Origin of the sequence: Bradyrhizobium sp. IC4059 (genome assembly GCF_020193615.1) — a bacterium.
Taxonomy (GTDB): Bacteria; Pseudomonadota; Alphaproteobacteria; order Rhizobiales; family Xanthobacteraceae; genus Bradyrhizobium; species Bradyrhizobium yuanmingense.
In genome coordinates this window covers 549,252-571,093 of the sequence record NZ_JADYVH010000003.1, presented here as the reverse complement: position 1 = coordinate 571,093, position 21,842 = coordinate 549,252, and the positions used below count along the sequence as shown (strand labels likewise).

Sequence of the window (21,842 nt, the reverse complement as noted above, 5' to 3'; positions counted from 1 at the left end):
GGATGCAGATGTCGCGGATGTGGCGTGTTGGACTTCTCTCCGCATTGGCGCTGGCGGCAGCCCCAGCGCATGCGTTCATCGCCTATGTCTCGAACGAGAAGAGCAATACGGTCTCGGTGATCGATACCGACAGCTGGACCGTGACCAAGACCATCAAGGTCGGCCAGCGTCCGCGCGGCATCGACCTTACCCGCGACGGCAAGTTCGTGATGGTCGCGGTCGGCGACGATGACACCATCCAGGTGATCGACGCCAAGACCCAAACCGTGGTGGACAGCCTGCCCTCCGGACCCGACCCCGAGCTGTTCGCGCAGGATGCCGCCGGCAAGATGCTCTACGTCGCCAACGAGAACGACAACACGGTGACGGTGATCGACCTCGAGAAGCGCGCCCGGCTCGGCGACATCCAGGTCGGTGTCGAGCCCGAGGGCATGACCATCAGTCCGGACGGCAAGACGCTGATCAACACCTCGGAAACCACCAACATGGCGCATTTCATCGACACCGCCTCGCGCCAGATCGTCGCCAACGTGCTGGTGGACGCGCGGCCGCGCTACGCCGAGTACAAGCATGATTCTTCCGAGGTGTGGGTGTCCTCGGAGATCGGCGGCACCGTCTCGATCATCGACCCCAAAAAGCACGAGGTGATCGGCAAGATCACGTTCGAGATCCCGGGCCTGCGCAAGGAGGCGATCCAGCCGGTCGGCATCGGCATGACCAGGGACGACAAGACCGCGTTCGTCGCGCTCGGCCCCGCCAACCGCATCGCCGTGGTCGACGTCGCCTCGCGCAAGGTGACGAAATATCTCCTGGTCGGGCAGCGGGTCTGGCATATGGCGTTCACGCCGGACGAGAAATATTTGCTCACCACCAACGGTGTGTCGAACGACGTCTCCGTCATCGACGTCGCCGCGCAGAAGGTGATCAAGACCATTCAGGTCGGCGAGCTGCCCTGGGGCGTCGCGATCGCGCCATGACCAGCCCCGCTCCGATCGCCGAAGCCCAGGAGACGCCGAGACCCGAAGAGGCCGCGGTGCCGGCATTGTCGATCGACGGTGTCAGCCATGCCTATGGTCCGCGGCGCGCATTGACGAACGTGTCTTTCAATGTGCAGCCCGCGAGCTTCACGGCGCTGCTGGGACTCAACGGCGCCGGCAAGAGCACGCTGTTCTCGCTGATCACGCGGCTGTTCGGCATCCAGTCCGGCCGCGTCGGCATTTTCGGGCACGACGTCAGCAAGACCCCCGGCGAGGCGCTGCGGCTGCTCGGGCTCGTATTCCAGCCGCGCACGCTCGATCTCGATCTGTCGCTGACGCAGAACCTGCTCTACCACGCGGCGCTGCACGGCATCGGCCGACGCGAGGCCTCGGCGCGCAGCGCCGAGCTGCTCGGCCGCATCGGTCTTGCCGATCGCGCCGCAAGCAAGGTGCGCGATCTCTCGGGCGGACAGATGCGGCGGCTGGAGATCGCCCGGGCGCTGCTGCACCGGCCCCGCCTCCTGCTGCTCGACGAGCCGACCGTCGGCCTCGACGTCAAGGCGCGCGCCGACATCATCAGCCACGTCCGCCAGCTCGTGACCGAGCAAGGCATCGGCGTGCTCTGGGCCACGCACCTGTTCGACGAGATCATGCCCGGTGACGATCTCGTGGTGCTGCACCAGGGCAAGGTGCTGGCGCAGGGGCCGATGAGCCGCGTTATCGCCGGAACAGGCGCGCAAGACGTCAACACCGCCTTCATGCGCCTGACCGGCGCGCAAACCATGCCTGGAGGCGGCGCATGAGCAGCATCGCAATGCGCGAGGCGCCGCGCGGCTTCTCGTTCGCCGAGTACATGACCTGCCTCAGCGGCATCGTCTGGCGCGAGGGCCTGCGCTTCCTGCATCAGCGCGAGCGCTTCGTCTCGGCGCTGGTGCGGCCTCTGGTGTGGCTGTTCATCTTCGCCGCCGGCTTCCGCCAGGTGCTCGGCATCTCCATCATCCCGCCCTACGAGACCTACATCCTCTACGAGGTCTATATCGCGCCCGGGCTGATGGCGATGATCCAGCTCTTCAACGGCATGCAGTCCTCGCTCTCGATGGTTTATGACCGCGAGATGGGCAACATGCGCACGCTCCTGGTGAGCCCGCTGCCGCGGGGGTTCCTGTTGTTCTGCAAGCTGCTCGCGGGCACCGCGGTATCGCTGCTCCAGGTCTATGCGTTCCTGCTGATCGCCTGGCTCTGGGACATCACCCCGCCGCCCCAGGGCTATCTCACCGTGCTGCCGGCGCTGATCCTGTCGGGGCTGATGCTGGGCTCGCTCGGCATGCTGATCTCGTCGGGCATCAAACAGCTGGAGAACTTCGCCGGTATCATGAACTTCGTGATCTTCCCGATGTTCTTCGCCTCCTCCGCGCTCTACCCGCTCTGGCGCGTGCAGGAGGGCAACCCCTATCTCTATTATCTGTGCGAGGCCAATCCGTTCACCCATGCGGTCGAGCTGATCCGTTTCGCGCTGTATGGCCAGATCAACTGGATCTCGCTGGCGGTGGTCGCTGCTTGCACAATCGTCTTCATGATCGGCGCGATCCTGGCCTATGATCCCTCGCGCGGGCTGGCGCGACGCGGGCCTGCGGGAGGCGAAGGATGATTGTTCGGGTTCTGGTCACCTCTGTACTGGTGCTCGCTGTCGCGAGCACGACGGCGCACGCCGCCGATCCGCGCTATCCGGACTGGCCGTGCACCCAGGCGAAGGTGCCCGAGATCTCGCTGGCGGCCGTGTGGGGCGGTCCGCCGCTCGACGACGTCCAGAACAAATGGAAGGACGACGCCAAGATCAGCGCGCTCGTTGCGAAACTGGCGGCGCGCAAGACGCCACTGGATGAGGCGGAAAAGCTGGTGAAGGAGTTTCTCGCGGGTTCCGCTGCCGACAAGACCGCGAACGCAAAGCTGCTGTTCGCCGGCCTGTTCGACACGCTCAACGCCCAGCGCTCCCAGGTCATGAACGGACTCGAGCGAGTCAGCCGCAAGCAGCGCGATGCCGCCGACAAGATCCGCGAGGAGGCAATTCAGCTCCAGGCCCTGCAAGGGGCCACACCGCGTGACGAGGCCAAGGTCCAGGCGCTCAGCAACGAGCTGATCTGGAAGACCCGGATCTTCGAGGACCGTAGCAAGGTGGTGCGCTTCGTCTGCGAGGTTCCAACCTCGCTCGACCAGCGCCTGTTCGCGCTCGGACGCGTCATCCAGCAGGAAATGGAATAGCGTCAGTTACGCTGACCGCTCACGAAAAGTTCCCGCAATCGCCCCGGCAACGTTAACCTTTCGCCGCGCTATGTGCCGGAACCAAATCGATTTATGATGGCTTGTCGACGTGAACTCAAGACGTCGGGAGGCCTCGATGGGAACCACAAGAATCATGTTTGCGGGCGCTGCGGTCCTCAGCATGCTCGCAACCAGCGCCTTTGCTGACGACATGACCGGGATGATCACGCGGATCGATCGGCTCAACGGCACGATTTCGATCCAGCAGACCCAGAAGGGCACGGTCGGCGCCAGCACAGGCAGCGCCGGCGCGCTCCAGGAGTACAAGGCCAAGGATGCGGCGATGCTGGATGCCGTCCATGCCGGCGACAGGGTGAGCTATTCTGCGACCGAGACCAACGGTACGGGCACGTTGACGAAGTTGCAGAAGCAGAAGTAACGGCGCTGGCGCCTGATCTCTCCTGCTTGCATCAATGTTGCTCCGGCCGCAGCTCCGGCTGCGCCTCTTCCGTCGGCAGCTTCGCGCCCTCCCAGCCGTCGGTGCCGTCAGGATACCAGGCGATGTTGGCATAGCCGTAAGCGAGCGCACGCTTCGCCGCGTTCCAGGACATCCAGCAATCGGCGAGGCAATAGATCACCAGCAGCGCGGCCTTGTCGCCGCGTGAGGCGCGCGCGAGGCCACGCTGAAGATAATCGTCCATGGCGGGCGGCAAGTTGCCGTAGCCGGTGTCCGGCAGCCAGAAGCTGCCCGGAATGTTCCTGCGCGGCGCGTCACGCCACACCGTGCTCACAGGAAGGTTCTTTGGTTTCGGCGCGCGCGGCATCACGTCAACGAAGGTGCCGCTGTTCGCACGCCAGATCGCCTCCGCCTCGCCGGTCGTGAGCACGCGCGCGCCAGCGAGCGTCGCCGGCACCGGCGCGCGATAATTGTCGGTACGATATCCCTCGGGCTCGAACGGCTCCTGCTGCTGCGCCGACGCCGGGGCCACGAGCAAGGCAACGACGAACGCAGCGGCAAGCGGCCGGCTCATGGCGCCTTCTTGGCCGTCTCCGCGCCGAGCGGCCGGTTGTTCTCGTCCAGCAGCGGCACGCCGAAATCGAGCAGGATCTTGTTGATCTCGCCCTGGTTCTCCTGGATCACCCGGTTGAGCTGCCGCTTCCAGTTCTGGTCGGCGGGTCGCACGCCCATGCCGATGCGATAAACCAGCTTGGACCCGGTGGTCTCCTTGACCAGCGGCATGACGTGCAGCGAGGGGCCGGCTTTCTTCGCATAATAGCCGGCCATCGGTCCCCAGAGCACGCCGGCGTCGATCTTGCCGGCAGCGAGGTCGTCGATCATCGCCTGCGCGGAATTGTCGAAGCGCGTGTCGATCATCAGCTGATAGGGCTTTGCATCGCCCATCAGGCCTGCCAACGCCATATTGGTCGCCGGCGGCGTGCCGGCGACGATGCCGATATGCTTACCTTTCAGGCGTGCGTCCTCCAGCGTGTCGACGTCCTCGAGCCCGCTACCGGTCTTGGCAACCAGTGCATAGGTCGTGCGGTAATAGGGATTGGTGCCCTGCACGAGGTCGTCGCCCTGCGGGTAGCCCATGATGACGTCGCAGCGATGCGCACCCAACGTCATGCGCACGAAGCCGGCGGCCTGCGGGAAGAACACGTAGTCCAGCTTCTTCTGCAGCTTGTCCGCCAGAAACTCGGCGAGCTTGTTCTCGAAGCCCTCGCCCTTCTCGTTCGAGAACGGCAGGTTGCGCGGGTCGGCGCAGACGCGCAGCACCTTCGGGTCGACCAGCTCGAATGAGAGATCTCCGGTCTCGTTGGTCTGCGCGATGGCGAGATCGCCATAGGCACACGATGCGATCACGATCCAGAGTGAAAACCACCAGCGACGATGTCGTCCGGCCTGCGTCATCGCGCTTCCTCCTCGTTTTGTTTGAATGTTATCCATGCAACGCATGACGCGCCACGTGTGCCAACTTTTGCCGGCTTTGCTTTGTTGCAGTGCAATGAGGCCAATCCTTTGAACTGAGGCGGAAAAGTGTCTCGCATCGCTCTCGTGATCGCAGCCTTGTCCCTGGTAACAGCTACGCTAGCACGCGCCGGGGCGGGCGAATTGCCTGTGAGCGAAGTCGCGCCGGGAATCTTCGTACACTCCGGGGCCATAGCGCTGATGAGCCGCGAGAATGAAGGCGGCATCGCCAATATCGGCTTCATCATCGGAGGTGACGCGGTGGCCGTGATCGACACTGGCGGCAGCCTGCGCGAAGGCGAGGCGCTGCTGGCGGCGGTACGAGCGCGCACGCAAAAGCCGATCCGCTATGTCATCAACACCCATGGCCATCCCGACCATGTCTTCGGCAATGCTGCCTTCATGGCAGAGGGAACCAGCTTCGTCGGCCACAGCAAGCTGCCGCAGGCGCTGGCGAGCCGCGGGCCCTTCTATCTCGACAATTTCAGGCGCCTCATGGGCCCCGAGCTGATCGATCCCGTGAAGATCGTACCGCCGACCCTGCTCGTAACGGACACGCTCACGCTCGATCTGGGCTCGCGCCGCTTGACCTTGCGCGCTTGGCCGGCCGGGCACAGCGACAACGATCTGACCGTGTTCGACGAGAGCACCAAAACCCTGCTTGCCGGCGATCTCGTCTTTCTCGGCCACATTCCGGTGATGGACGGCAGCATTCGCGGCTGGCTCGCCACGCTGAAAGAGTTGGAGACGATCCCGGCGCTGCGCGTTGTTCCCGGTCACGGTCCTGTGAGCGACTGGCCAGCGGCGCTGAGCGATCAACGACGTTACCTGTCAACGCTGCTGTCCGACGTCCGCGCCCTGAACAAGAGGGGCGCGCCGATCCGCGCCGCTGCGGACAAGGCGGCGGCGGACGAGCGGCCGCACTGGCAGCTGTTCGAGGACTACAACGCCCGCAACGCAACTGCAGCATTTTCGGAAATTGAATGGGAATAGCGGGCGCGCTACGCTGGCAGGAGATCAGCTTCACCTAAACCGAGGAGCATGACCATGACGGCATGCACACGCCGCCTGCCCCTGATTGCCCTGCTCCTCGGCATCGCCTTTGCCGTGCCGGCGCAGGCGGACGAGGCCTCCGATCCCTGGCCGGGCCTGGTGCAGGACATCTTCAGCAACCGGCCGATGAACGACGGCGCCGAGGTCATCGGCATCGAGATGCCCTATCGCGCCGAGGATGCCGCCATCGTGCCGGTGACGCTGCGCAGCAAGCTGTCGCCCGGCGACAGCAGACGCATCCGTTCGATCACGCTGGTGATCGACCGCAATCCCGCGCCGATGGCCGCGAAGTTCGAACTCGGCCCGGACGCCAATGTCACGGAAATCTCGACCCGTGTGCGCGTCAACAACTACACCGACGTGCACGCGGTCGCCGAGCTCAGCGACGGCCAGCTCTACGTCTCGAAAGTCTATGTGAAGGCCTCTGGCGGCTGCTCGGCGCCGGCTGCAAAGAACGTGGAGGAAGCCAAGAACCGGCTCGGCCAGATGCGCTACCGGCAATTCGCCCGTGAAGAGGGTCCGGCAAGCCGGTTGCGCGAAGCGCAGATCATGATCGGCCATCCCAACAATTCCGGCCTGCAGATGGACCAGGTCACGCAGCTCTATATCCCCGCCTTCTTCATCAACCAGCTCAGATTGACGCAGGACGATAGCCCCGTGCTGTCGATGGAAGGCGGCATCTCGATCTCGGAAGATCCCAACCTGCGCTTCACCTATCTCTCCAACGGCGCCAAGCGCTTTCGTGCGGAGGCCCGGGATACGGACGGGCATGTGTTCCGCAATGAATGGGAGGTGGAGAAGCCGGGGACTTAGTTTCGTCAGACTTTCGCTGAAGCCCCCTCTCCCCTTGCGGGAGAGGGTGGATCGCCGCGTAGCGGCGAGACGGGTGAGGGGTATGTTTCCGCGCCCACCTGCCTCTCATGCTGGAATATGCCGATAGAACCCCTCATCCGGCGCTTCGCGCCACCTTCTCCCACAAGGGGAGAAGGAAGATCGCACCGTCTGTGCCGCGATAGCTAAAAACACCTCACCTCGGCTTCCGCCTGCGCGCGCCTTAAGTCATTCACCGCCGAGTTGGCCTGCTCCGAGGTGCGAAACTGCACGCCGAGATCGCCGCGCACTTGCGACATGCTGAGCGCGGTCTCGGCGGTAACATAGCGCTCGTAGGGTATGATCGAGGCGACCACGTCGATGGAGCAGGAACATTGCTCGATCGCGGAGCGCGTCTCGCCGTTGGCCTTCATGCAGCCATAGACGTATTCCGCGCGCGCCGCGGTGGGATAATCATTGGCCTCTTCGGCCCGTGCCACGCATACGCTGGCAGCGAGCGCCGTCAATGCGGCGACAATCGGTCGTAGCCGTCCGGCCAGATCCATGCGCGTCCTCCCGCTGGTTGCGACCAAGGCTATGCTATGCGTATTGTGCTGAAAAGCACTCTGTCAGAGGAAACGGCTCACAAGGTGATGACAGTTTTGGCGCGAATTTGGGCGCTCGCAACGGTGCTGGCGCTAGCCGCACCTGCCGGCGCTGCGGACACAATCCGCCTTGCGGTGCAGAAGACCGGAACATTCTCGTGGGAGCTGGCCGCGATCCGAAGCGCCGGCCTCGACAAGGAGGCCGGCCTGGCGCTGGAGGTCACCGAGCTCGCGAGCACCGAGGCCGGCAAGATCGCGATGCGCGCCGGCAGCGCCGACATCATCCTGTCGGACTGGCTGTGGGTGTCGCGCGAGCGCACGCTCGGTGCGAAGCTCACCTTCTATCCCTATTCCAGCGCGCTCGGCGCCGTGATGGTGCCGGCCTCATCGCCGATCAAGACGCTCGCCGACCTCAAGGGCCGCAAGCTCGCGGTCGCCGGCGGGGCGATCGACAAGAGCTGGCTGCTGCTGCAGGCGCGGATGAAGCAGGACGGCGTCGACCTGAAATCGGAAGCAACCATCGTCTACGGCGCCCCGCCGCTGATCGCCGCCAAGGCGCTGGACGGCGAGATGGATGCGAGCCTCAACTTCTGGAATTTCTGCGCCCAGCTCGAGGCCAAGGGTTTCAGGCGCCTGACCGGCATCGAGGACATCTTGCCGAAGCTGGGCGCCAAAGGCGCGGTCGCCGCGGTCGGCTATGTCTTCGACGAGAGCTGGGCGGCGAGCCATAAGGAGGCAGTCGCGCGCTTCATCGCGATGACCCGCAAGGCCAAGGAACTGCTGGCGACCTCGGATGCGGCCTGGGACAAGGTCGCGCCGCTTACCGGCACGACCGATCCCGCCCTGCTCAAGACTTACCGCGATCGCTACAGCGACGGCATTCCGCGCCGGAGCATCGATGACGAGGAAAAGGACGCGCGCGTGCTCTACCGCGTGCTGGCCGAGATCGGCGGCCGCGACCTCGTCGGCCCCGCAGCCGAGCTCGATCCCGGCACCTTCTATCACGCAGTCCCCGGAGACTGAGGTGCTGCGCCTGCTGTCGTTCGCCCTGTTCCTCGCGATCTGGTGGATTGCCGCGCTCGCGGTCGGCGGCGCAAAGCTGCCCTCCCCGCCGGCGGTGCTTCAGGTGATGATCGCGGAAGCATCAAGCGGCGCGCTATTCCTGCATCTCGGCGCCACGCTGGCGCGCGTCGCGCTCGCCTTCACACTCGCGATGTCGCTCGGCAGTGCCATCGGCTATTTGATGGGCCGGGTGAAGCTCGCCGACCGGCTCGGTGATCCCTGGCTGATCCTGCTGCTCAACCTGCCCGCATTGGTCGTGATCGTGCTGGCCTATATCTGGGCTGGCCTCACCGAGGCCGCCGCGATCGCAGCGATCGCCATCAACAAGCTGCCGACCGCCATCGTCACCTTGCGCGAGGGCACGCGCGCGCTCGACCGTTCGCTCGACGAGATGGCGAGCGTGTTCGCAATGCCGCGCTGGCGCGCCTTCCGCCACGTCGTGCTGCCGCAACTGGCGCCCTATATCGCGGCCTCGGCCCGCTCCGGCCTGTCGCTGGTGTGGAAGATCGTGCTCGTCGCCGAGCTGCTGGGGCGGCCGAACGGCGTCGGCTTCGAGATCGGCGTCGCCTTCCAGCTGTTCGACACGCCGCGGCTGCTGGCCTATTCCCTCACCTTCGCCGCCGTCGTGCTCGTCATAGAAACCTTGCTGGTGCAGCCGTTCGAAGCCCGCGCAAACAGGTGGCGGCCCCGTGCGGCTTGAGGTCGATATCACGGGCAAGACTTTCAGGAGTGCCGCGGGCGGAACGCACGAGGTGCTGGCGCCCGTCACGTTCGCGCTGCAATCCGGCGAGGTCGGCGTGCTGATCGGCCCCTCGGGCTGCGGCAAGAGCACGATGCTGCGTATCATCCTGGGACTGGACCACGACTTTGCGGGCCACGTCGCGCGACCGCCGGAGGCACGGATCGGCATGGTGTTCCAGGAGCCGCGCCTGCTGCCGTGGCGCTCGGTCGAGCAGAATGTGCGGCTGGCTGCGCCCGATGTCGCTGATGCCAAGCTCGCCGAGCTCTTCAGGATTTTGGAGCTGGAAGCGCATCGCGACCACTATCCCGGTGAGCTCTCGCTGGGTTTGGCCCGGCGCGTGGCGCTCGCCCGCGCCTTTGCCGTCGAGCCGGATATTCTGGTGCTCGACGAACCGCTGGCATCGCTCGATGACGCTCTCGCCGGACGCTTGCGCGATGAAATTGCAACGCTGGTCGCGAGCCGGCCGGTGATGACGCTTTTGGTGACACACAGCCTGGACGATGCCGTGCGCCTGGGCGACCGGCTGTTCTTCCTATCGCCGCGACCAGCGCGGATCGTGGCCGAGGTGCCTATCGGCATCCCGCGCGACACACGCGGCGAAGCCGAAATTGCGGCGATCAAGGCCGGCCTCGCGCAACGAACTCAAGGCGACCGCACTGAGCGAGATGCCTCATAGCCGGTCGCCTGGCGGACGTGCTAGATTAGCGGGCGGCGGAGCTGATGATGACACGAACAGTCGCCTTCGCAACGCTTGGTCTTGCAGCGCTTAGCCTCGCACTCGTTGCGGTGACGGCGGGCGCGCAGGACATGATGCGTGGCGTCGACCTCACCTCCCCCGCGATGGTCTCGGCTGAAATGACGAGGCCGGAGGTCGAGGCCATGTTGGCCAAAGCGAGCCCAAAGCAGCCTGCCGATTTCACCGGCAAACGCCTGTCGGGTCTCGATCTCTCGGGGCTGGACCTGTCCAACACGGTTCTACGCGCCGCGCGGCTCAACAAGACAATACTTCGAGACGCCCGGCTGGACGGTGCGATCCTCGATCAGGCGTGGCTGCTGGATGCGGATCTTACCGGCGCAAGCCTGAAGGGCGCCAATCTATTCGCCTCGCAAATGGCCCGCGCGCGTCTCGACGGTGCGAACCTGTCAGGAGCGCGCATCGCTGCCGACCTCACCGGCGCAAGCCTGGTCGGCGCCTCGATCGCGGACGCGAATCTCGGCGCCGATATGCGCAACCAGTCGATGGGACTGATGCGCGCGGTGCTGAGATCCGCCAAGCTGGAACGGCTGAACGCGCGCAACGCCGATTTGTCGCGCGTCGACCTCGAATTCGCAGTCCTCAGGGGCGCCGATCTGAGCGGCGCATCACTGAAAAACGCCCAACTCGGCGGAGCCGATCTGACCGGCGCCATCGTCATCGACGCCGATTTCGACGGCGCCGATCTCGTCTCGGCGAAGCTGATCGCACCAAACGGCCTTGACCGCGCCAAGAATTTCGACAAGGCAAAGAACCGCGAGCGCCTGATCAAGGAATGACGGCGCCCTTTGGGAGGACTGGCTGATGCGTGGGGTTCTTGCTTTGATCGCGTTGTTGACGCTTGCCGGCGAAGCCGCCGCGCAGACCAAGGGCAAGGGCATCAGGCTCTGGAATCTCACGACGGAGACCATCTCCGGCTTCCAGCTCGCACCCGCGGGCAAGACCGACTGGGGTCCGAACCAGTGCCTGAATGACAAGGACAAGGAGGTCGACCACGACGAGCGGTTGCGCATCAACGGCATCGAGCCCGGCCGCTACGACGCCAGGGTCAGCTACCCCAATGCACGGCAGTGCATCGTCCGCGATATCGAGATCAAGGCGGATGCAGTGTTCTCGATTGCGGACAAGGATCTGAAGGACTGCACCAAGTAGCGCAGCGGCTCTCCGTTGGAGCTGCTATGCCTTGTCGTTCGGGTGTGGATATTCGCAGCGCCACTTCACCGCGTGCCACTTCGGATGCTCACCGACCCATTGCGCGATATAGGGCGGCGCGGCCATCGCGCATTGCCGCGGCGACCCGGAATAGTGGAACACCAGATGCCGCTCCTCGCAGGTCGCAGGCGAGAGCACCGCGCACACAGTCACCACCAGGTCAATCGGGTTCATGCCGGGATCCTCTCGCAAGGGGGCGATGGAGAGATTAGCACATGAAGCTACGCGCGAAGGAGGGGGAAGTTTCATAGCGCCGAAGCCTCGTCATGGCCGGGCTTGTCCCGGCCATCCACGCCTTGCCTCGTGGAACAAAGAACGTGGATGCCCGGGCCGTCGCCTCGCCGAAGCGGCTTCGGCAGCGTAGCCGGGAGAAGCCCGGGCAAGACGATCTTCCGCGCTAGAAGTTCACGCCAAACACCAATCGCGCCTGATGCCGCTCGAAATTGACGAGGTCGAGATTGCCGCCTGAGCCGGCCGGGCGCCCCCAGGCCTGCATGCTCCAGCTTGCGGTGAGCCGGGAACGCTCGGAGAGCTGGAAATAGGCGGTGGGGCCGACAAACAGGGCCTGGCCTGAGAACTCGCTAAGGCCGATGCCCTCATATTGCCGGAAGTAGCGCATCTCGCCGCCAAGCAGCACATTGGGCCGCACGCGAACCAGGCCGGCAAACGCGGCCCCGATCGTCGAGCTCTTCTCGGATGCCCCTCCAATCTCGAAGCGCGCCCATTCCGGCTGGTAGATCAGGTTGAGGGCGCCGATCGCGAAGTTCGGAATGAGTTCGCGATCGAAGGCGAGCGTAAATTCGGTGCCGTACATCCGCCCTTTCGCGCCGCTGGTCTCGTCGATGCGGTCGCCGTGGAGCTCGGCCGCAATCGTGAAGCCGAATGGTGCGCGCTCACGGTCGAGCAGGCGATAGCGCAGGTCAAGCGAGATGCCCTGGAAGTTGAACTGGCGGCGGTCGTCGATGTCAGGGACGCCGGTAATGTGGTGCAAGCTGGCGGTGCCGCCGACTTCGACACGAAAATTCGGCAGCGGCACCACCTCGATCTCGACCTCATGTTCAAGGGCGCGATAAGCGCCCCCGCCTCTGCCGAAGCGCCCCGTCGTCTGGGTCTGGAATTCGCGCTCGCCGACATTGCCGATATCGGTGCCGATCATGAAGCCGAAGATGTGCTCGGTATCAAAACCTGCCTCGGCGGCGCTGCTGCGCGCCGGCGCCAGCACGATCGCGCACACGATCACCGTCCAGAACTTGCAGGCTCTGCCGCCCATCCCGTGCCCCAAAGGCGCGCGCCGCTGTGATGCGGCAGCAGCGCTGACCGGGCGTCAGCGTAACACACTGCCGCAGAGCACGGTCGAAATTTTGCGGGGAAAGAATTGAAGCCCCTCCACGTGCGGCTTTCGCGCGATCCGCAAAGCATGGAGCACGGCGAGGCGCAGATCCGACACTGCCACGGCTCCGACGGCGTTTGCCATCGAAGCCGCGGCAGGTCGTCGGTCTTACTTGCGCGAGGCGCAGGCGTACATGTTGATTTCCATGCCGACCGGCACTTCCACGATCTTCGGAGCTTTCCAAGCCATTCGGGTCTCCCAAGGTATTGAGCGCGACATCGCGCGGCGAAAAACCTAGGGCTGCGTCGAGTGCAGTTCAAGCCTCGATTCGACTGCCGTCACGTCTGTGCCGATACTTCGCGGCCGCAATTTCTCTCTCGGACAAAGCAAGTTCCCTCCTGGTCAAACACGACCAGCGAGACACCGCCTTGTGCAATGCACCGCGCGTCCAATCGACAACGGTGCCGTCAGCAGTCCTTGTCGGCCATTTCGGCATTCGGCTTGGCGCCCGCGGCGCGCTGAGCCGCCGTCGGCTCGCTCTGCATTTGCCGCTGCGCATCCTCGGACGACGCCGGCGATTCACCGCTGGCCCGGTTCATCGTGCTGGTCGGCGGATGCTGGCTGCTATCGCTCGCCGAACCGGACGTGTGCGATTGCGCGGAGCCCACGGTGACAGGGCCAGAACCGGCATCCTTGTCGGTCTTGTCGGTGCTGGCGCTGCCGGTGTTGCAGGGACCGGCGACCGCAACCCCGGCGCTCAGCGTCAGGATTGCGCAGGCAGCAAGAAGGGAACGCTTCGTATTCATTTGCATCTCCTTTTCTCCCGCAGCGCAGCCCCGGCGCCGGCAGGACATGCGGAGAAACAGGCCGAGCAGCCCGATGTTCCCGAGCGTCAGGCCGGAATGATCGCAAACGTTACGCCCGTCATGCCCGTTCCGCTTGCGGCGCTTCACCGGAGCAATCGTACGAGCGCGCGCCCGGCACGCGAATTCAGCTCCTTCGCATCCAGCGTTCCATCCTTGTCGGGATTGGCTGCGTTGAAACGCTGCTCGACCACCGACAGATATTCGTCGAGGGTGAGGGTCCCGTCGCGGTCGGGGTCTGCCGCGGCGAGTTCTTTCGCGCTCAACCGTCCACGCAATTCGCGCGCATCGAGCGTGCCGTCGCGATCGGGATCGAGCTTTGCGAACGAGGCGGCGGCCACCTTCTTCACCTCGGCAAGATCGAGCGTACCGTCATTGTCGGTGTCGAACAACTTGACCGCATTGCCGGAGGCCGACCACGCCGGACCGGCCGACAGTGCAATCACAAGTGCAAGGGCAATCGAGCGAGCCGAAATCATCGAGACCTCCCTGACATAGCCCCCAGATCAATGGGGCAGAGCCGAGATAAACCCGCAAGCGGCCCTCGGTTCAAGTTTGGACCTGCAACTTGCGCGCGCCACAACCGGTAGAGATGCATTGCCCTGCTCCCAATAGTGCTTCGCGTCGCGGAATTTCTCAGCGTCTGAGCACAAGTTGGAGTTGCCTTTGTCAGGTTTCCGTCAGGTGACCGCCGACGATATCGGCACGGCAGTTACGACTTTCGTATTGACGCGTTTTGGTTTCCGACGGAGTGTTGCAGCCGCAGCGTCAAAAGGCGCGCATTTTGGGAGGAACGGATGAAACGCTTTGCGATGGCCGCGAGCCTCGTCATGCTTGCGTCAACCTGTGCAAATGCACAAACCACCGAGCAGCTGGTCAAGGGTGCGACCGACACATCGAACGTTCTCAATTACGGAATGGGCTACAATCTCCAGCGCTTCTCGACGCTGAAGCAGATCAACAAGGATACGGTCAAGAATCTCGTCCCAATCTGGAATTACAGCTTCAATGACGATCGGAGCGAGGAATCACAGCCAATCGTCTATCAGGGCGTCATCTACGTCACCTCGCACAATGCCACGATGGCGGTCGATGCCAAGACCGGCAAGCAGATCTGGAAGAGCAAGATCGAATATCCGGCGGAGACGCCGCGAATCGTCTGCTGCGGCATCATTAACCGCGGCGTCGCGATTCACGAGGGCAAGCTGTTCCGTACGACGCTCGATGCCCACGTGGTTGCCATCGACGCCAAGAACGGCAAGGAGCTGTGGCGGCAGAAGGCAGCCGACATCAAGGAAGGCTATTCGATGACGGTGGCCCCGCTCGTTGCCGACGGCGTCGTCATCACCGGCATTTCCGGCGCCGAATTCGGCACCCGCGGCTTCATCGACGGCTGGGATCCGGCGACTGGCAAGCATCTCTGGCGAACCCACTCGATCCCCTCGCCGGACGAGCCCGGCGGCGACACCTGGAAGGGCGACACCTGGAAGCTCGGCGGCGGCTCGACCTGGATCACCGGCTCTTATGACCCCGAGCTGAACACGATCTATTGGGGCACCGGCAATCCCGGCCCGTTCAACTCGGCGGTGCGCCCCGGCGACAATCTCTACACCTGCTCCGTCCTGGCGTTGGATCCCAAGACCGGCAAGATCAAGTGGCACTACCAGTTCTCGCCGAACAATCCGTTCGACTACGACGCCGTGGCCGAGATGGTGCTCGCCGACGTGAACATCGAGGGCAAGCCGACCAAGACGCTGATGAATGCCAACCGCAACGGCTTCTTCTACGTGCTCGACCGCACCAACGGGAAGCTGCTCGCGGCTAATCCTTACGTGAAGGTGAATTGGGCGACCGGCATCGACATGAAGACCGGACGTCCGATCGAGACCGACATCTCGAAGGACGCACGCGAGGGCAAGAAGGTGACGGTCTATCCCTCGATCCTCGGCGGCAAGAACTGGGAGCCGATGTCGTTCAATCCGCAGACCGGCCTTGCCTATGCCAACACGCTCGCGTTCGGCGGCAGGTACAAGACCGAGCCGGTCACCTACAAGCAGGGCGAATGGTACCTCGGCATGGACCTGACCGACCTCTGGGAATACGGCGACGGGCCGCGCGGCCATCTCAAGGCTATCGATCCCATGACCGGCAAATCGAAATGGGAAGCGCCGAGCGACATTCCGCGCTTCTCCGGCGTGCTCTCGACGGCCGGAGGCGTCGTATTCTCTGGCGCGCTGACCGGCGAGTTCGAGGCCTTCGACGCCGACACCGGCAAGAAGCTCTGGCAGTTCCAGACCGGCTCCGGCATCGAGGGACAGCCGGTGACTTGGCAGCAGGACGGCGTGCAGTATGTCGCCGTGACGAGCGGCTATGGCGGCGTCTACTCGCTGTTCTCCGGCGACGAGCGGCTTGCCAACGTGCCGCCCGGCGGCTCGCTGTGGGTCTTTGCGGTCAAGCAGTAAACACGGGTACGATGCTGAAAGTGATCTCTCACAAGACGGCGGCGATGATCGCCGCCGTCGCGGTGCTCTCGGTCGCGCATGCGGCGACCGCCCGCGCCGATGACACCACCGGCAATACCATGCAGGCGCAGATCGACCATGGTAAGTCGACCTACGCCTCGAAATGCTCCCACTGCCACGGCCCCAATCTGATGAATTCCGGCACCGTCACGCCGGATCTGCGTGCCATTCCCGACGACAAGACGCGCTTCGTCACCACGGTGAAGAACGGCAAGAACAACAAGATGCCACCCTGGGCCGACATTCTCAGCGACGACGAGATCGGAAACCTCTGGGCGTTCGTCTCCAGCCGGAGGAAGCCATGAGGGGCCGGCGCGTTGCCTGGAGCGTTGCGGCCGTTCTGTCCGCGATGGCGTCGGTCGCTCTCGCAGCCGACGATCCTCTGAAGGTCTGTCTCGACGAGGACCGGCCGCCGCTCTCGGTGCATCGCCGCGACAAGCCGGATGCCGGCTTCGACGTGCTGCTGGCGCAGGCGATCGCCGAGCGGATGGGACGCCCGCTGAAGATCCAGTGGTTCGAGAGCAGGCTGGATGAGGATTCGAGCCCGCAGCTCGAGGCCAATGCGTTGCTCTCGGACGGGCGCTGCTCGCTGGTCGGCGGCTACGCGCTGACGCAGGATTCGCTTGTCGCACCCGGGATGAAGACGGCGCGCTTGCCGGGTTTCGCCGGCGCCACGCGCGACGATCGGCGGCGCCGCGTCCCGCTCGGCGTGCTCGCGCCGAGCCAGCCCTACATCTATTCGCCGATGACGGTGGTGCTGGGGCCAAAGGCCCGCGGGCGCAAGGTCGGCGACATCGGCGATCTCGCCGGCCTTCGTCTCGCCATCGAAAGCGGATCGCTCGGCGACGCCATCCTGATGACCTTCGACAAGGGGCGCCTGATCGACAACATCACCCATCTCGTCCCCGGCCGCGACGATCTCCTCGGCGGACTCGAGCGCGGCGACCATGACGCGACGCTGATCGATCTTGCCCGCTTCGACGCCCATCGCGCCGCGCACCCGGACACGGCGATCACGGCGTCCGGCTACTATTATCCGATCGGAGCCAATCGCGGCTATGTCGGGCTCGCCAGCGATGGCGCGCTGATCGCGGCCGTCAACAAGGCGCTGACGGAGCTCACGGCTTCGGGCAAGATCGCCGAATTCGGCAAGCAGGCCGGCCTCACCTATCTGCCGCCGCGCGAGCCCGCGATCCTCGGCGATGTCTGGACGAAGATCATCCAGCGGTGAGGCTCCCGCGGCCCGAACGCAGTGCGAGCCAATGCGCCAATCTGTCTCGCCTGCGGCCCATGGCAGCGACGGCCTGATGCAGTAGGTTCGGCAAAAATCAGGGAGAGAATCATGTCCGCCAAGCTCGATCGCCGCCACTTCATCGCCGCCGGTACCGGTGCACTGGCGATGCCGTTCGTCGCGCGCGGCGCATCGGCACAGGGCGGCTGGCCGGCGCGGCAGATTCGCATGATCTGCAGCTATCCCGCCGGCGGCCAGACCGACCTGCTCGCGCGCGCCTATGGCGAGTTCATCTCCAAGCAGGTCGGCAAGACCGTCGTCATCGAGAACAAGCCCGGCGCCTCCGGCGCGATCGGGACGGCGGAAGTCGCCCGCGCCGAGCCCGACGGCCACACCATCCTGTGCTCGATCTCGACCACCTACATCATGAACCGGGTGGTGATGAAAAATCCCGGCTACGACATGGACAAGGATCTGACGCTCGTCAGCGTCATTCCCGGCGCGGGCCTGTTGCTGGTCGCGAACCCGAAAACCGGGGTCAAGACGCTGGAGGATTTCGTCGCCTTCGCGCGCAAGAGCGGCAAGGTGAATTTCGGCACCTACAGCGCGGGCTCGGCCCCGCACATGACCGTCAACGAGCTCAACAAGCAGTATGGTCTCAACATCGAGCCGGTGCATTATCGCGGCGAGGCGCCGATGTGGACGGGAATGCTGGAAGGCACCCTCGATGCCGCGATGGGCAGCTACACGGCCGCGCAGTCGGTCCTGCAAAGCGACCGCGGCACGGTGTTCGCCGTGCATTCGAAGAAGGTCGATGCGATCCCCGCGATCAAGACCCTTCCCGAGCAGGGCGCGACGTCGAAATTCTTCACCGTGAGCGGATTTACCGGCTGGGCCGTGCCCAAGGCGACGCCGCAAGCCGTCGTCGACCGCCTGGCCGAGCTCTGCGTCGCCGCCAACACCGATCCGAAAGTGAAGGAGGTTCTCTCGACTTTCGTGCTCGAGCCCGCGATCGGCTTCAAGGAGACTAATGCGCTGTACCAGCGCGAGCTGCCGATCTGGATCGAGAGCGCGAAGTCGTTGGGCCTCGAGCCGGCCTGATCAGAAAGTTGGGCGCATCGGAAGGACGGCCTCGCCGCTTCTGGAAAAACCGCGTCTAATGCTCGCCCGAGCTCGCCGCGCCCTGCTGTGCCTTGTGGATCGAGGACGGCACCACGCCGAAGTATTTTCGGAACACCCGGCTGAAATGCGATGAGCTGGAGAACCCCCAGGAGAAGGCGACGTCGGTAATAGTCTTGCCGGCGTGGGCCTCGAGCTCCTGGCGGCAGTTCTGCAGCCGCGCCTGCCAGATGTAGTCGCTCACCGTGGTGCCGCGCTCCGAGAACAGCATGTGCAGATAGCGCTTGGAGCAACCGAGCTCGGCCGAGATCTGGTCGATGCACAGATCCGGGTCGCGCAAGTGCTCCCGGATGAAGAACTGGGCGCGCACATACATCGCTTCGGGCCCGACACGATCGAACATCGTGTCGGCTTCGCGCAGCGGCAGCAGCAACAGGTCGATCAGCGAATCGGCGACGCCGACCGCGCTGTTGGCCGACAGCTTTGCCGCCTCGTCGAAGGTGGCATGGACGAAATCGTGGGCGATCCGCCCGGTCCCCGTCTTCGCCGTCAATTTGCACGCCGGCATCCGCTGCGACGGGAATCCGCGGTCGCGCAGCAGCGCCTTCGGCACGATCACCACGTCGTGACGGGTAAAGGCGGGACTGATGATCGAATGTGGACAGGAGACGTCATAGGCGATGATGTCGCCCGGATTGATCTCGATGTGACGGCCTTCTTGTTCGAAATAAGACACGCCGTAGGTCTGGAAGTGGATTTTTATGTACGGGTGTTCATTGGCCTTGGCGCGCGCCAGCGTGTGCGCGATGCGATGCTGGCTGACCTCGATCTGGCAGAGCTTCAGGCGCGAGACCGTGGTGTAATCGATGCGACCTTCGAGCGAGGACGCTTCCAGCGGATCGACGTCGAAATGCCCGCACAGGCTCGTGAGCCCGTCGATCCAGCTCTGGATCTGCCGCTTCGGCGTCATTCCGGTCGTCGAGAGCGTGTGAATGGTGTCGGACATTAATCCAGCCACTGATTTGATCCGGAGGTTCGGCGCGAATCGCAACCAGCGCTGCCGGAGCCCTCAGCCGTGATTGCGTGACGTTTACCTCGCATTTGAGCGGTCTCTTGCAACGAGCGCCATCGTTCCATTGCCACTCTTGAAACTTAATCCTCCGCCTTAGTTGCAGCGCCGTCAAGGGGAACCTGAGCGCCGAGGCCGGCCTCGAGGGCGCACCGAAGCCGCTGAATTCGCTACTGCAAAATCAAAATCTTCACCTCCGTGCGCTGTCGAGCAAACCGCCTTCGCTCTTGGGCAAGTTTCCCGATGGCGAAGCCGTTAGGGATTGCGGCAGGAACAACAAGAACGGGCCGCTCCTGCACGTGGACCCGTGGCTCTCATCAGGAGGAGGAAACAGCACAGCATCGTTTCTGGTCCCCATCGTGACCGCCCTGCACGAGCAGACGCCGGACGAGAAGCCCGGCGATTGAGCAATGCTTCGGAAATAATAAACGAGACCAACGGAGGAATGACTATGCGCAAGGTGCTTCTGGCGACCTGTCTTGGTTCGGCGGCGGCTCTCGCCGTCGGCAGCGCTTCAGCAAATGACGAGCTGATCAAGATGTCGCAAAACCCGAAAGACTGGGTGATGCCGGCGGGCGACTACGCCAATACCCGCTATTCGAAGCTAAACCAGATCAACGCACAGAATGTCGGGAAACTCCAAGTTGCCTGGACCTTCTCGACTGGCGTACTGCGTGGCCACGAAGGCGGCCCGCTGATCATCGGCAACATGATGTACGTCCATACGCCGTTCCCGAACAAGGTCTACGCCATTGACCTTTCGCAAGAGAACAAGATCGTTTGGAAATACGAGCCGAAGCAGGATCCCAACGTCATCCCCGTTATGTGCTGCGACACCGTCAACCGCGGCCTGTCCTATGGCGACGGCAAGATCATCCTGCATCAGGCCGACACCAACCTCGTCGCGCTCGACGCCAAGACCGGCCAGGTGGCCTGGTCGGCGACCAACGGCAATCCCGCGAAGGGCGAGACCGGCACGTCGTCTGCGCTGGTCGTCAAGGACAAGGTCCTGGTCGGCATCTCCGGCGGCGAGTTCGGCGTGCAGTGCCATGTCACCGCATACGACCTCAAATCCGGCAAGCAGGTCTGGCGCGCCTATTCCACAGGCCCGGATGATCAGATCAAGGTCGATCCGGCGAAGACGACCTCGCTCGGCAAGCCGGTCGGCCCGGACTCTTCGCTGAAGAGCTGGCAGGGCGATCAGTGGAAGATCGGCGGCGGCTGCACCTGGGGCTGGATCTCCTACGATCCCGCTCTGAACCTCGTCTATTACGGGTCGGGCAATCCCTCGACCTGGAACCCGAAGCAGCGTCCCGGCGACAACAAATGGTCGATGGCGATCTTCGCCCGCGATGCCGACACCGGCATGGCGAAGTGGGTCTACCAGATGACGCCCCACGACGAATGGGACTATGACGGCGTCAACGAAATGATCCTCAGCGATCAGCAGATCAACGGTCAGAACCGCAAGCTGCTGACGCACTTCGACCGCAACGGCCTCGCCTACACGATGGACCGCGAGAGCGGCGAACTGCTGGTCGCCGAGAAGTACGACCCGAAGGTGAACTGGACCAGCGGCGTCGACATGGACAAGAACTCGCCGACCTACGGCCGTCCCAAGGTCGTCGCACAATACTCGACCGAACACGGCGGAGAGGACAAGAACACAAAGGGCATCTGCCCGGCCGCGCTCGGCACCAAGGACCAGCAGCCGGCAGCCTACTCGCCGGACACGCAGCTGTTCTACGTTCCGACCAACCACGTCTGCATGGACTATGAGCCGTTCAAGGTGAGCTACACCGCGGGTCAGCCCTATGTGGGTGCGACGCTCTCGATGTATCCGCCGCAGGGCGAAAGCCACATGGGCAACTTCATCGCCTGGGACAACAAGACCGGCAAGATCGTCTGGTCGAACAAGGAGCAGTTCTCGGTCTGGTCGGGTGCGCTCGCAACCGCCGGGGGCGTGGTGTTCTACGGCACGCTCGAAGGCTACCTGAAGGCGGTCGACGCCAAGACCGGCAAGGAGCTCTACAAGTTCAAGACTCCCTCGGGCATCATCGGCAACGTCACCACCTATGAGAACAATGGCAAGCAATACATTGCCATTCTCTCCGGCGTGGGCGGCTGGGCCGGCATCGGACTGGCGGCAGGCCTGACCGACCCGACCGCAGGCCTCGGTGCGGTCGGCGGCTACGCGGCCCTCAGCAACTACACGGCGCTCGGCGGTACCCTGACCGTGTTCTCGCTGCCGAACTAAACCCGTCA

The 21,842-nt window shown here is 64.1% G+C and carries 26 protein-coding genes; 17 read left to right on the top strand and 9 right to left on the bottom strand.

What is annotated here, in order from left to right; genetic code table 11:
• Positions 1–8: 8 nt before the first annotated feature.
• The 5 genes from I6F12_RS12925 (at position 9) to I6F12_RS12905 (ending at position 3,675) form a co-directional block, all read left to right on the top strand.
• Positions 9–977, top strand: a complete 969-nt coding sequence (locus I6F12_RS12925) for a YVTN family beta-propeller repeat protein (RefSeq protein ID WP_225156578.1) — start codon at positions 9–11, stop codon at positions 975–977.
• Positions 974–1,780, top strand: coding sequence for an ABC transporter ATP-binding protein (locus tag I6F12_RS12920; RefSeq protein ID WP_225156482.1), 807 nt, complete (start codon positions 974–976; stop codon positions 1,778–1,780). Before I6F12_RS12925 ends, I6F12_RS12920 begins: the two co-directional genes overlap by 4 nt.
• Positions 1,777–2,625 carry an ABC transporter permease gene (locus tag I6F12_RS12915; protein ID WP_225156481.1) on the top strand — a complete coding sequence of 283 codons (849 nt, stop codon included), beginning with the start codon at positions 1,777–1,779 and terminating at the stop codon, positions 2,623–2,625. Before I6F12_RS12920 ends, I6F12_RS12915 begins: the two co-directional genes overlap by 4 nt.
• A complete protein-coding gene (locus I6F12_RS12910) occupies positions 2,622–3,236 on the top strand; it encodes a hypothetical protein (RefSeq protein ID WP_225156480.1) in 615 nt (204 codons plus the stop codon). The genes I6F12_RS12915 and I6F12_RS12910 overlap by 4 nt, the downstream gene beginning before the upstream one ends.
• A 136-nt stretch (positions 3,237–3,372) precedes the next feature.
• A complete protein-coding gene (locus I6F12_RS12905) occupies positions 3,373–3,675 on the top strand; it encodes a copper-binding protein (RefSeq protein WP_036007909.1) in 303 nt (100 codons plus the stop codon).
• Between the two features lie 31 nt (positions 3,676–3,706).
• On the opposite strand, the gene I6F12_RS12900 is transcribed toward I6F12_RS12905, so the two are convergent.
• Entirely contained in the window at positions 3,707–4,267 is a 561-nt protein-coding gene (locus tag I6F12_RS12900; protein WP_225156478.1) for a PQQ-dependent catabolism-associated CXXCW motif protein, read from the bottom strand.
• Entirely contained in the window at positions 4,264–5,148 is an 885-nt protein-coding gene (locus I6F12_RS12895) for a substrate-binding domain-containing protein (protein WP_192893120.1), read from the bottom strand. The genes I6F12_RS12900 and I6F12_RS12895 overlap by 4 nt, the downstream gene beginning before the upstream one ends.
• A 126-nt stretch (positions 5,149–5,274) precedes the next feature.
• Between I6F12_RS12895 and I6F12_RS12890 the strand changes: the two genes are divergently transcribed.
• Together I6F12_RS12890 and I6F12_RS12885 are read left to right on the top strand one after the other, a co-directional pair.
• A complete protein-coding gene (locus tag I6F12_RS12890; RefSeq protein ID WP_225112025.1) occupies positions 5,275–6,198 on the top strand; it encodes a quinoprotein relay system zinc metallohydrolase 2 in 924 nt (307 codons plus the stop codon).
• A gap of 54 nt (positions 6,199–6,252) precedes the next feature.
• A complete protein-coding gene (locus tag I6F12_RS12885) occupies positions 6,253–7,071 on the top strand; it encodes a quinoprotein dehydrogenase-associated SoxYZ-like carrier (protein ID WP_225156477.1) in 819 nt (272 codons plus the stop codon).
• Positions 7,072–7,274: 203 nt separating this feature from the next.
• On the opposite strand, the gene I6F12_RS12880 is transcribed toward I6F12_RS12885, so the two are convergent.
• Positions 7,275–7,634, bottom strand: a complete 360-nt coding sequence (locus tag I6F12_RS12880; RefSeq protein WP_109142938.1) for a hypothetical protein — start codon at positions 7,632–7,634, stop codon at positions 7,275–7,277.
• Positions 7,635–7,721: 87 nt separating this feature from the next.
• Here I6F12_RS12880 and I6F12_RS12875 point away from each other — a divergent pair, with 87 nt between their 5' ends.
• The 5 genes from I6F12_RS12875 to I6F12_RS12855 are packed head-to-tail and all read left to right on the top strand — an operon-like array spanning position 7,722 to position 11,383.
• On the top strand, positions 7,722–8,696 hold the full coding sequence (locus I6F12_RS12875) for an ABC transporter substrate-binding protein (RefSeq protein ID WP_225112040.1): 975 nt from the start codon (positions 7,722–7,724) through the stop codon (positions 8,694–8,696).
• Between the two features lies 1 nt (position 8,697).
• Positions 8,698–9,435 (top strand): ABC transporter permease subunit, encoded by a 738-nt coding sequence (locus tag I6F12_RS12870; protein WP_036007920.1) that lies wholly within the window; start codon positions 8,698–8,700, stop codon positions 9,433–9,435.
• Positions 9,425–10,153 (top strand): ATP-binding cassette domain-containing protein, encoded by a 729-nt coding sequence (locus tag I6F12_RS12865; RefSeq protein WP_109142936.1) that lies wholly within the window; start codon positions 9,425–9,427, stop codon positions 10,151–10,153. The genes I6F12_RS12870 and I6F12_RS12865 overlap by 11 nt, the downstream gene beginning before the upstream one ends.
• A gap of 47 nt (positions 10,154–10,200) precedes the next feature.
• Positions 10,201–11,010: a pentapeptide repeat-containing protein gene (locus I6F12_RS12860; protein WP_225127874.1), complete on the top strand. Its 810-nt coding sequence runs from the start codon at positions 10,201–10,203 to the stop codon at positions 11,008–11,010.
• Between the two features lie 25 nt (positions 11,011–11,035).
• Positions 11,036–11,383, top strand: coding sequence for a hypothetical protein (locus tag I6F12_RS12855; RefSeq protein WP_225156476.1), 348 nt, complete (start codon positions 11,036–11,038; stop codon positions 11,381–11,383).
• Between the two features lie 24 nt (positions 11,384–11,407).
• Here the strand turns inward: I6F12_RS12855 and I6F12_RS12850 are convergent, their stop codons facing one another.
• The 5 genes from I6F12_RS12850 to I6F12_RS12830 form a co-directional block, all read right to left on the bottom strand.
• Complete coding sequence (locus tag I6F12_RS12850; protein ID WP_036007926.1) at positions 11,408–11,617, bottom strand: hypothetical protein; 210 nt, start codon at positions 11,615–11,617, stop codon at positions 11,408–11,410.
• Between the two features lie 223 nt (positions 11,618–11,840).
• Complete coding sequence (locus I6F12_RS12845; RefSeq protein ID WP_225156475.1) at positions 11,841–12,713, bottom strand: hypothetical protein; 873 nt, start codon at positions 12,711–12,713, stop codon at positions 11,841–11,843.
• A gap of 228 nt (positions 12,714–12,941) precedes the next feature.
• Positions 12,942–13,022, bottom strand: a complete 81-nt coding sequence (pqqA, locus tag I6F12_RS12840; protein ID WP_008562446.1) for a pyrroloquinoline quinone precursor peptide PqqA — start codon at positions 13,020–13,022, stop codon at positions 12,942–12,944.
• Positions 13,023–13,240: 218 nt separating this feature from the next.
• Positions 13,241–13,726: a hypothetical protein gene (locus I6F12_RS12835; RefSeq protein WP_225127670.1), complete on the bottom strand. Its 486-nt coding sequence runs from the start codon at positions 13,724–13,726 to the stop codon at positions 13,241–13,243.
• Positions 13,723–14,115, bottom strand: coding sequence for an EF-hand domain-containing protein (locus tag I6F12_RS12830; protein ID WP_036007934.1), 393 nt, complete (start codon positions 14,113–14,115; stop codon positions 13,723–13,725). The genes I6F12_RS12835 and I6F12_RS12830 overlap by 4 nt, the downstream gene beginning before the upstream one ends.
• A gap of 318 nt (positions 14,116–14,433) precedes the next feature.
• Between I6F12_RS12830 and I6F12_RS12825 the strand changes: the two genes are divergently transcribed.
• The 4 genes from I6F12_RS12825 (at position 14,434) to I6F12_RS12810 (ending at position 18,490) form a co-directional block, all read left to right on the top strand.
• Positions 14,434–16,098, top strand: a complete 1,665-nt coding sequence (locus tag I6F12_RS12825) for a methanol/ethanol family PQQ-dependent dehydrogenase (protein WP_036007936.1) — start codon at positions 14,434–14,436, stop codon at positions 16,096–16,098.
• Positions 16,099–16,109: 11 nt separating this feature from the next.
• The gene (locus tag I6F12_RS12820; protein ID WP_036007938.1) at positions 16,110–16,463 is read left to right on the top strand and encodes a cytochrome c; all 354 of its coding nucleotides are present in this window, start codon (positions 16,110–16,112) and stop codon (positions 16,461–16,463) included.
• Complete coding sequence (locus tag I6F12_RS12815) at positions 16,460–17,389, top strand: transporter substrate-binding domain-containing protein (RefSeq protein ID WP_036007940.1); 930 nt, start codon at positions 16,460–16,462, stop codon at positions 17,387–17,389. Before I6F12_RS12820 ends, I6F12_RS12815 begins: the two co-directional genes overlap by 4 nt.
• Positions 17,390–17,500: 111 nt before the next feature.
• Complete coding sequence (locus I6F12_RS12810; protein WP_036029360.1) at positions 17,501–18,490, top strand: tripartite tricarboxylate transporter substrate binding protein; 990 nt, start codon at positions 17,501–17,503, stop codon at positions 18,488–18,490.
• Positions 18,491–18,545: 55 nt separating this feature from the next.
• Here I6F12_RS12810 and I6F12_RS12805 read toward each other — a convergent pair whose 3' ends face one another.
• Positions 18,546–19,514, bottom strand: a complete 969-nt coding sequence (locus tag I6F12_RS12805) for a helix-turn-helix domain-containing protein (RefSeq protein WP_025037738.1) — start codon at positions 19,512–19,514, stop codon at positions 18,546–18,548.
• A gap of 514 nt (positions 19,515–20,028) precedes the next feature.
• Here I6F12_RS12805 and xoxF5 point away from each other — a divergent pair.
• Positions 20,029–21,834, top strand: a complete 1,806-nt coding sequence (gene xoxF5 / locus I6F12_RS12800) for a lanthanide-dependent methanol dehydrogenase XoxF5 (RefSeq protein ID WP_036029357.1) — start codon at positions 20,029–20,031, stop codon at positions 21,832–21,834.
• Positions 21,835–21,842: the final 8 nt, after the last annotated feature.

Coding starts and splice junctions, on each gene's coding strand:
- I6F12_RS12810 (WP_036029360.1), top strand. CDS start 17,501: ATGTCCGCCAAGCTCGATCGCCGCCACTTCATCGCCGCCGGTACCGGT.
- I6F12_RS12920 (WP_225156482.1), top strand. CDS start 974: ATGACCAGCCCCGCTCCGATCGCCGAAGCCCAGGAGACGCCGAGACCC.
- I6F12_RS12925 (WP_225156578.1), top strand. CDS start 9: ATGTCGCGGATGTGGCGTGTTGGACTTCTCTCCGCATTGGCGCTGGCG.
- I6F12_RS12860 (WP_225127874.1), top strand. CDS start 10,201: ATGACACGAACAGTCGCCTTCGCAACGCTTGGTCTTGCAGCGCTTAGC.
- I6F12_RS12830 (WP_036007934.1), bottom strand. CDS start 14,115: ATGATTTCGGCTCGCTCGATTGCCCTTGCACTTGTGATTGCACTGTCG.
- I6F12_RS12885 (WP_225156477.1), top strand. CDS start 6,253: ATGACGGCATGCACACGCCGCCTGCCCCTGATTGCCCTGCTCCTCGGC.
- xoxF5 (WP_036029357.1), top strand. CDS start 20,029: ATGCGCAAGGTGCTTCTGGCGACCTGTCTTGGTTCGGCGGCGGCTCTC.
- I6F12_RS12875 (WP_225112040.1), top strand. CDS start 7,722: ATGACAGTTTTGGCGCGAATTTGGGCGCTCGCAACGGTGCTGGCGCTA.
- I6F12_RS12850 (WP_036007926.1), bottom strand. CDS start 11,617: ATGAACCCGATTGACCTGGTGGTGACTGTGTGCGCGGTGCTCTCGCCT.
- I6F12_RS12845 (WP_225156475.1), bottom strand. CDS start 12,713: ATGGGCGGCAGAGCCTGCAAGTTCTGGACGGTGATCGTGTGCGCGATC.
- I6F12_RS12905 (WP_036007909.1), top strand. CDS start 3,373: ATGGGAACCACAAGAATCATGTTTGCGGGCGCTGCGGTCCTCAGCATG.
- I6F12_RS12825 (WP_036007936.1), top strand. CDS start 14,434: ATGAAACGCTTTGCGATGGCCGCGAGCCTCGTCATGCTTGCGTCAACC.
- I6F12_RS12895 (WP_192893120.1), bottom strand. CDS start 5,148: ATGACGCAGGCCGGACGACATCGTCGCTGGTGGTTTTCACTCTGGATC.
- pqqA (WP_008562446.1), bottom strand. CDS start 13,022: ATGGCTTGGAAAGCTCCGAAGATCGTGGAAGTGCCGGTCGGCATGGAA.
- I6F12_RS12880 (WP_109142938.1), bottom strand. CDS start 7,634: ATGGATCTGGCCGGACGGCTACGACCGATTGTCGCCGCATTGACGGCG.
- I6F12_RS12815 (WP_036007940.1), top strand. CDS start 16,460: ATGAGGGGCCGGCGCGTTGCCTGGAGCGTTGCGGCCGTTCTGTCCGCG.
- I6F12_RS12855 (WP_225156476.1), top strand. CDS start 11,036: ATGCGTGGGGTTCTTGCTTTGATCGCGTTGTTGACGCTTGCCGGCGAA.
- I6F12_RS12820 (WP_036007938.1), top strand. CDS start 16,110: ATGCTGAAAGTGATCTCTCACAAGACGGCGGCGATGATCGCCGCCGTC.
- I6F12_RS12900 (WP_225156478.1), bottom strand. CDS start 4,267: ATGAGCCGGCCGCTTGCCGCTGCGTTCGTCGTTGCCTTGCTCGTGGCC.
- I6F12_RS12915 (WP_225156481.1), top strand. CDS start 1,777: ATGAGCAGCATCGCAATGCGCGAGGCGCCGCGCGGCTTCTCGTTCGCC.
- I6F12_RS12910 (WP_225156480.1), top strand. CDS start 2,622: ATGATTGTTCGGGTTCTGGTCACCTCTGTACTGGTGCTCGCTGTCGCG.
- I6F12_RS12805 (WP_025037738.1), bottom strand. CDS start 19,514: ATGTCCGACACCATTCACACGCTCTCGACGACCGGAATGACGCCGAAG.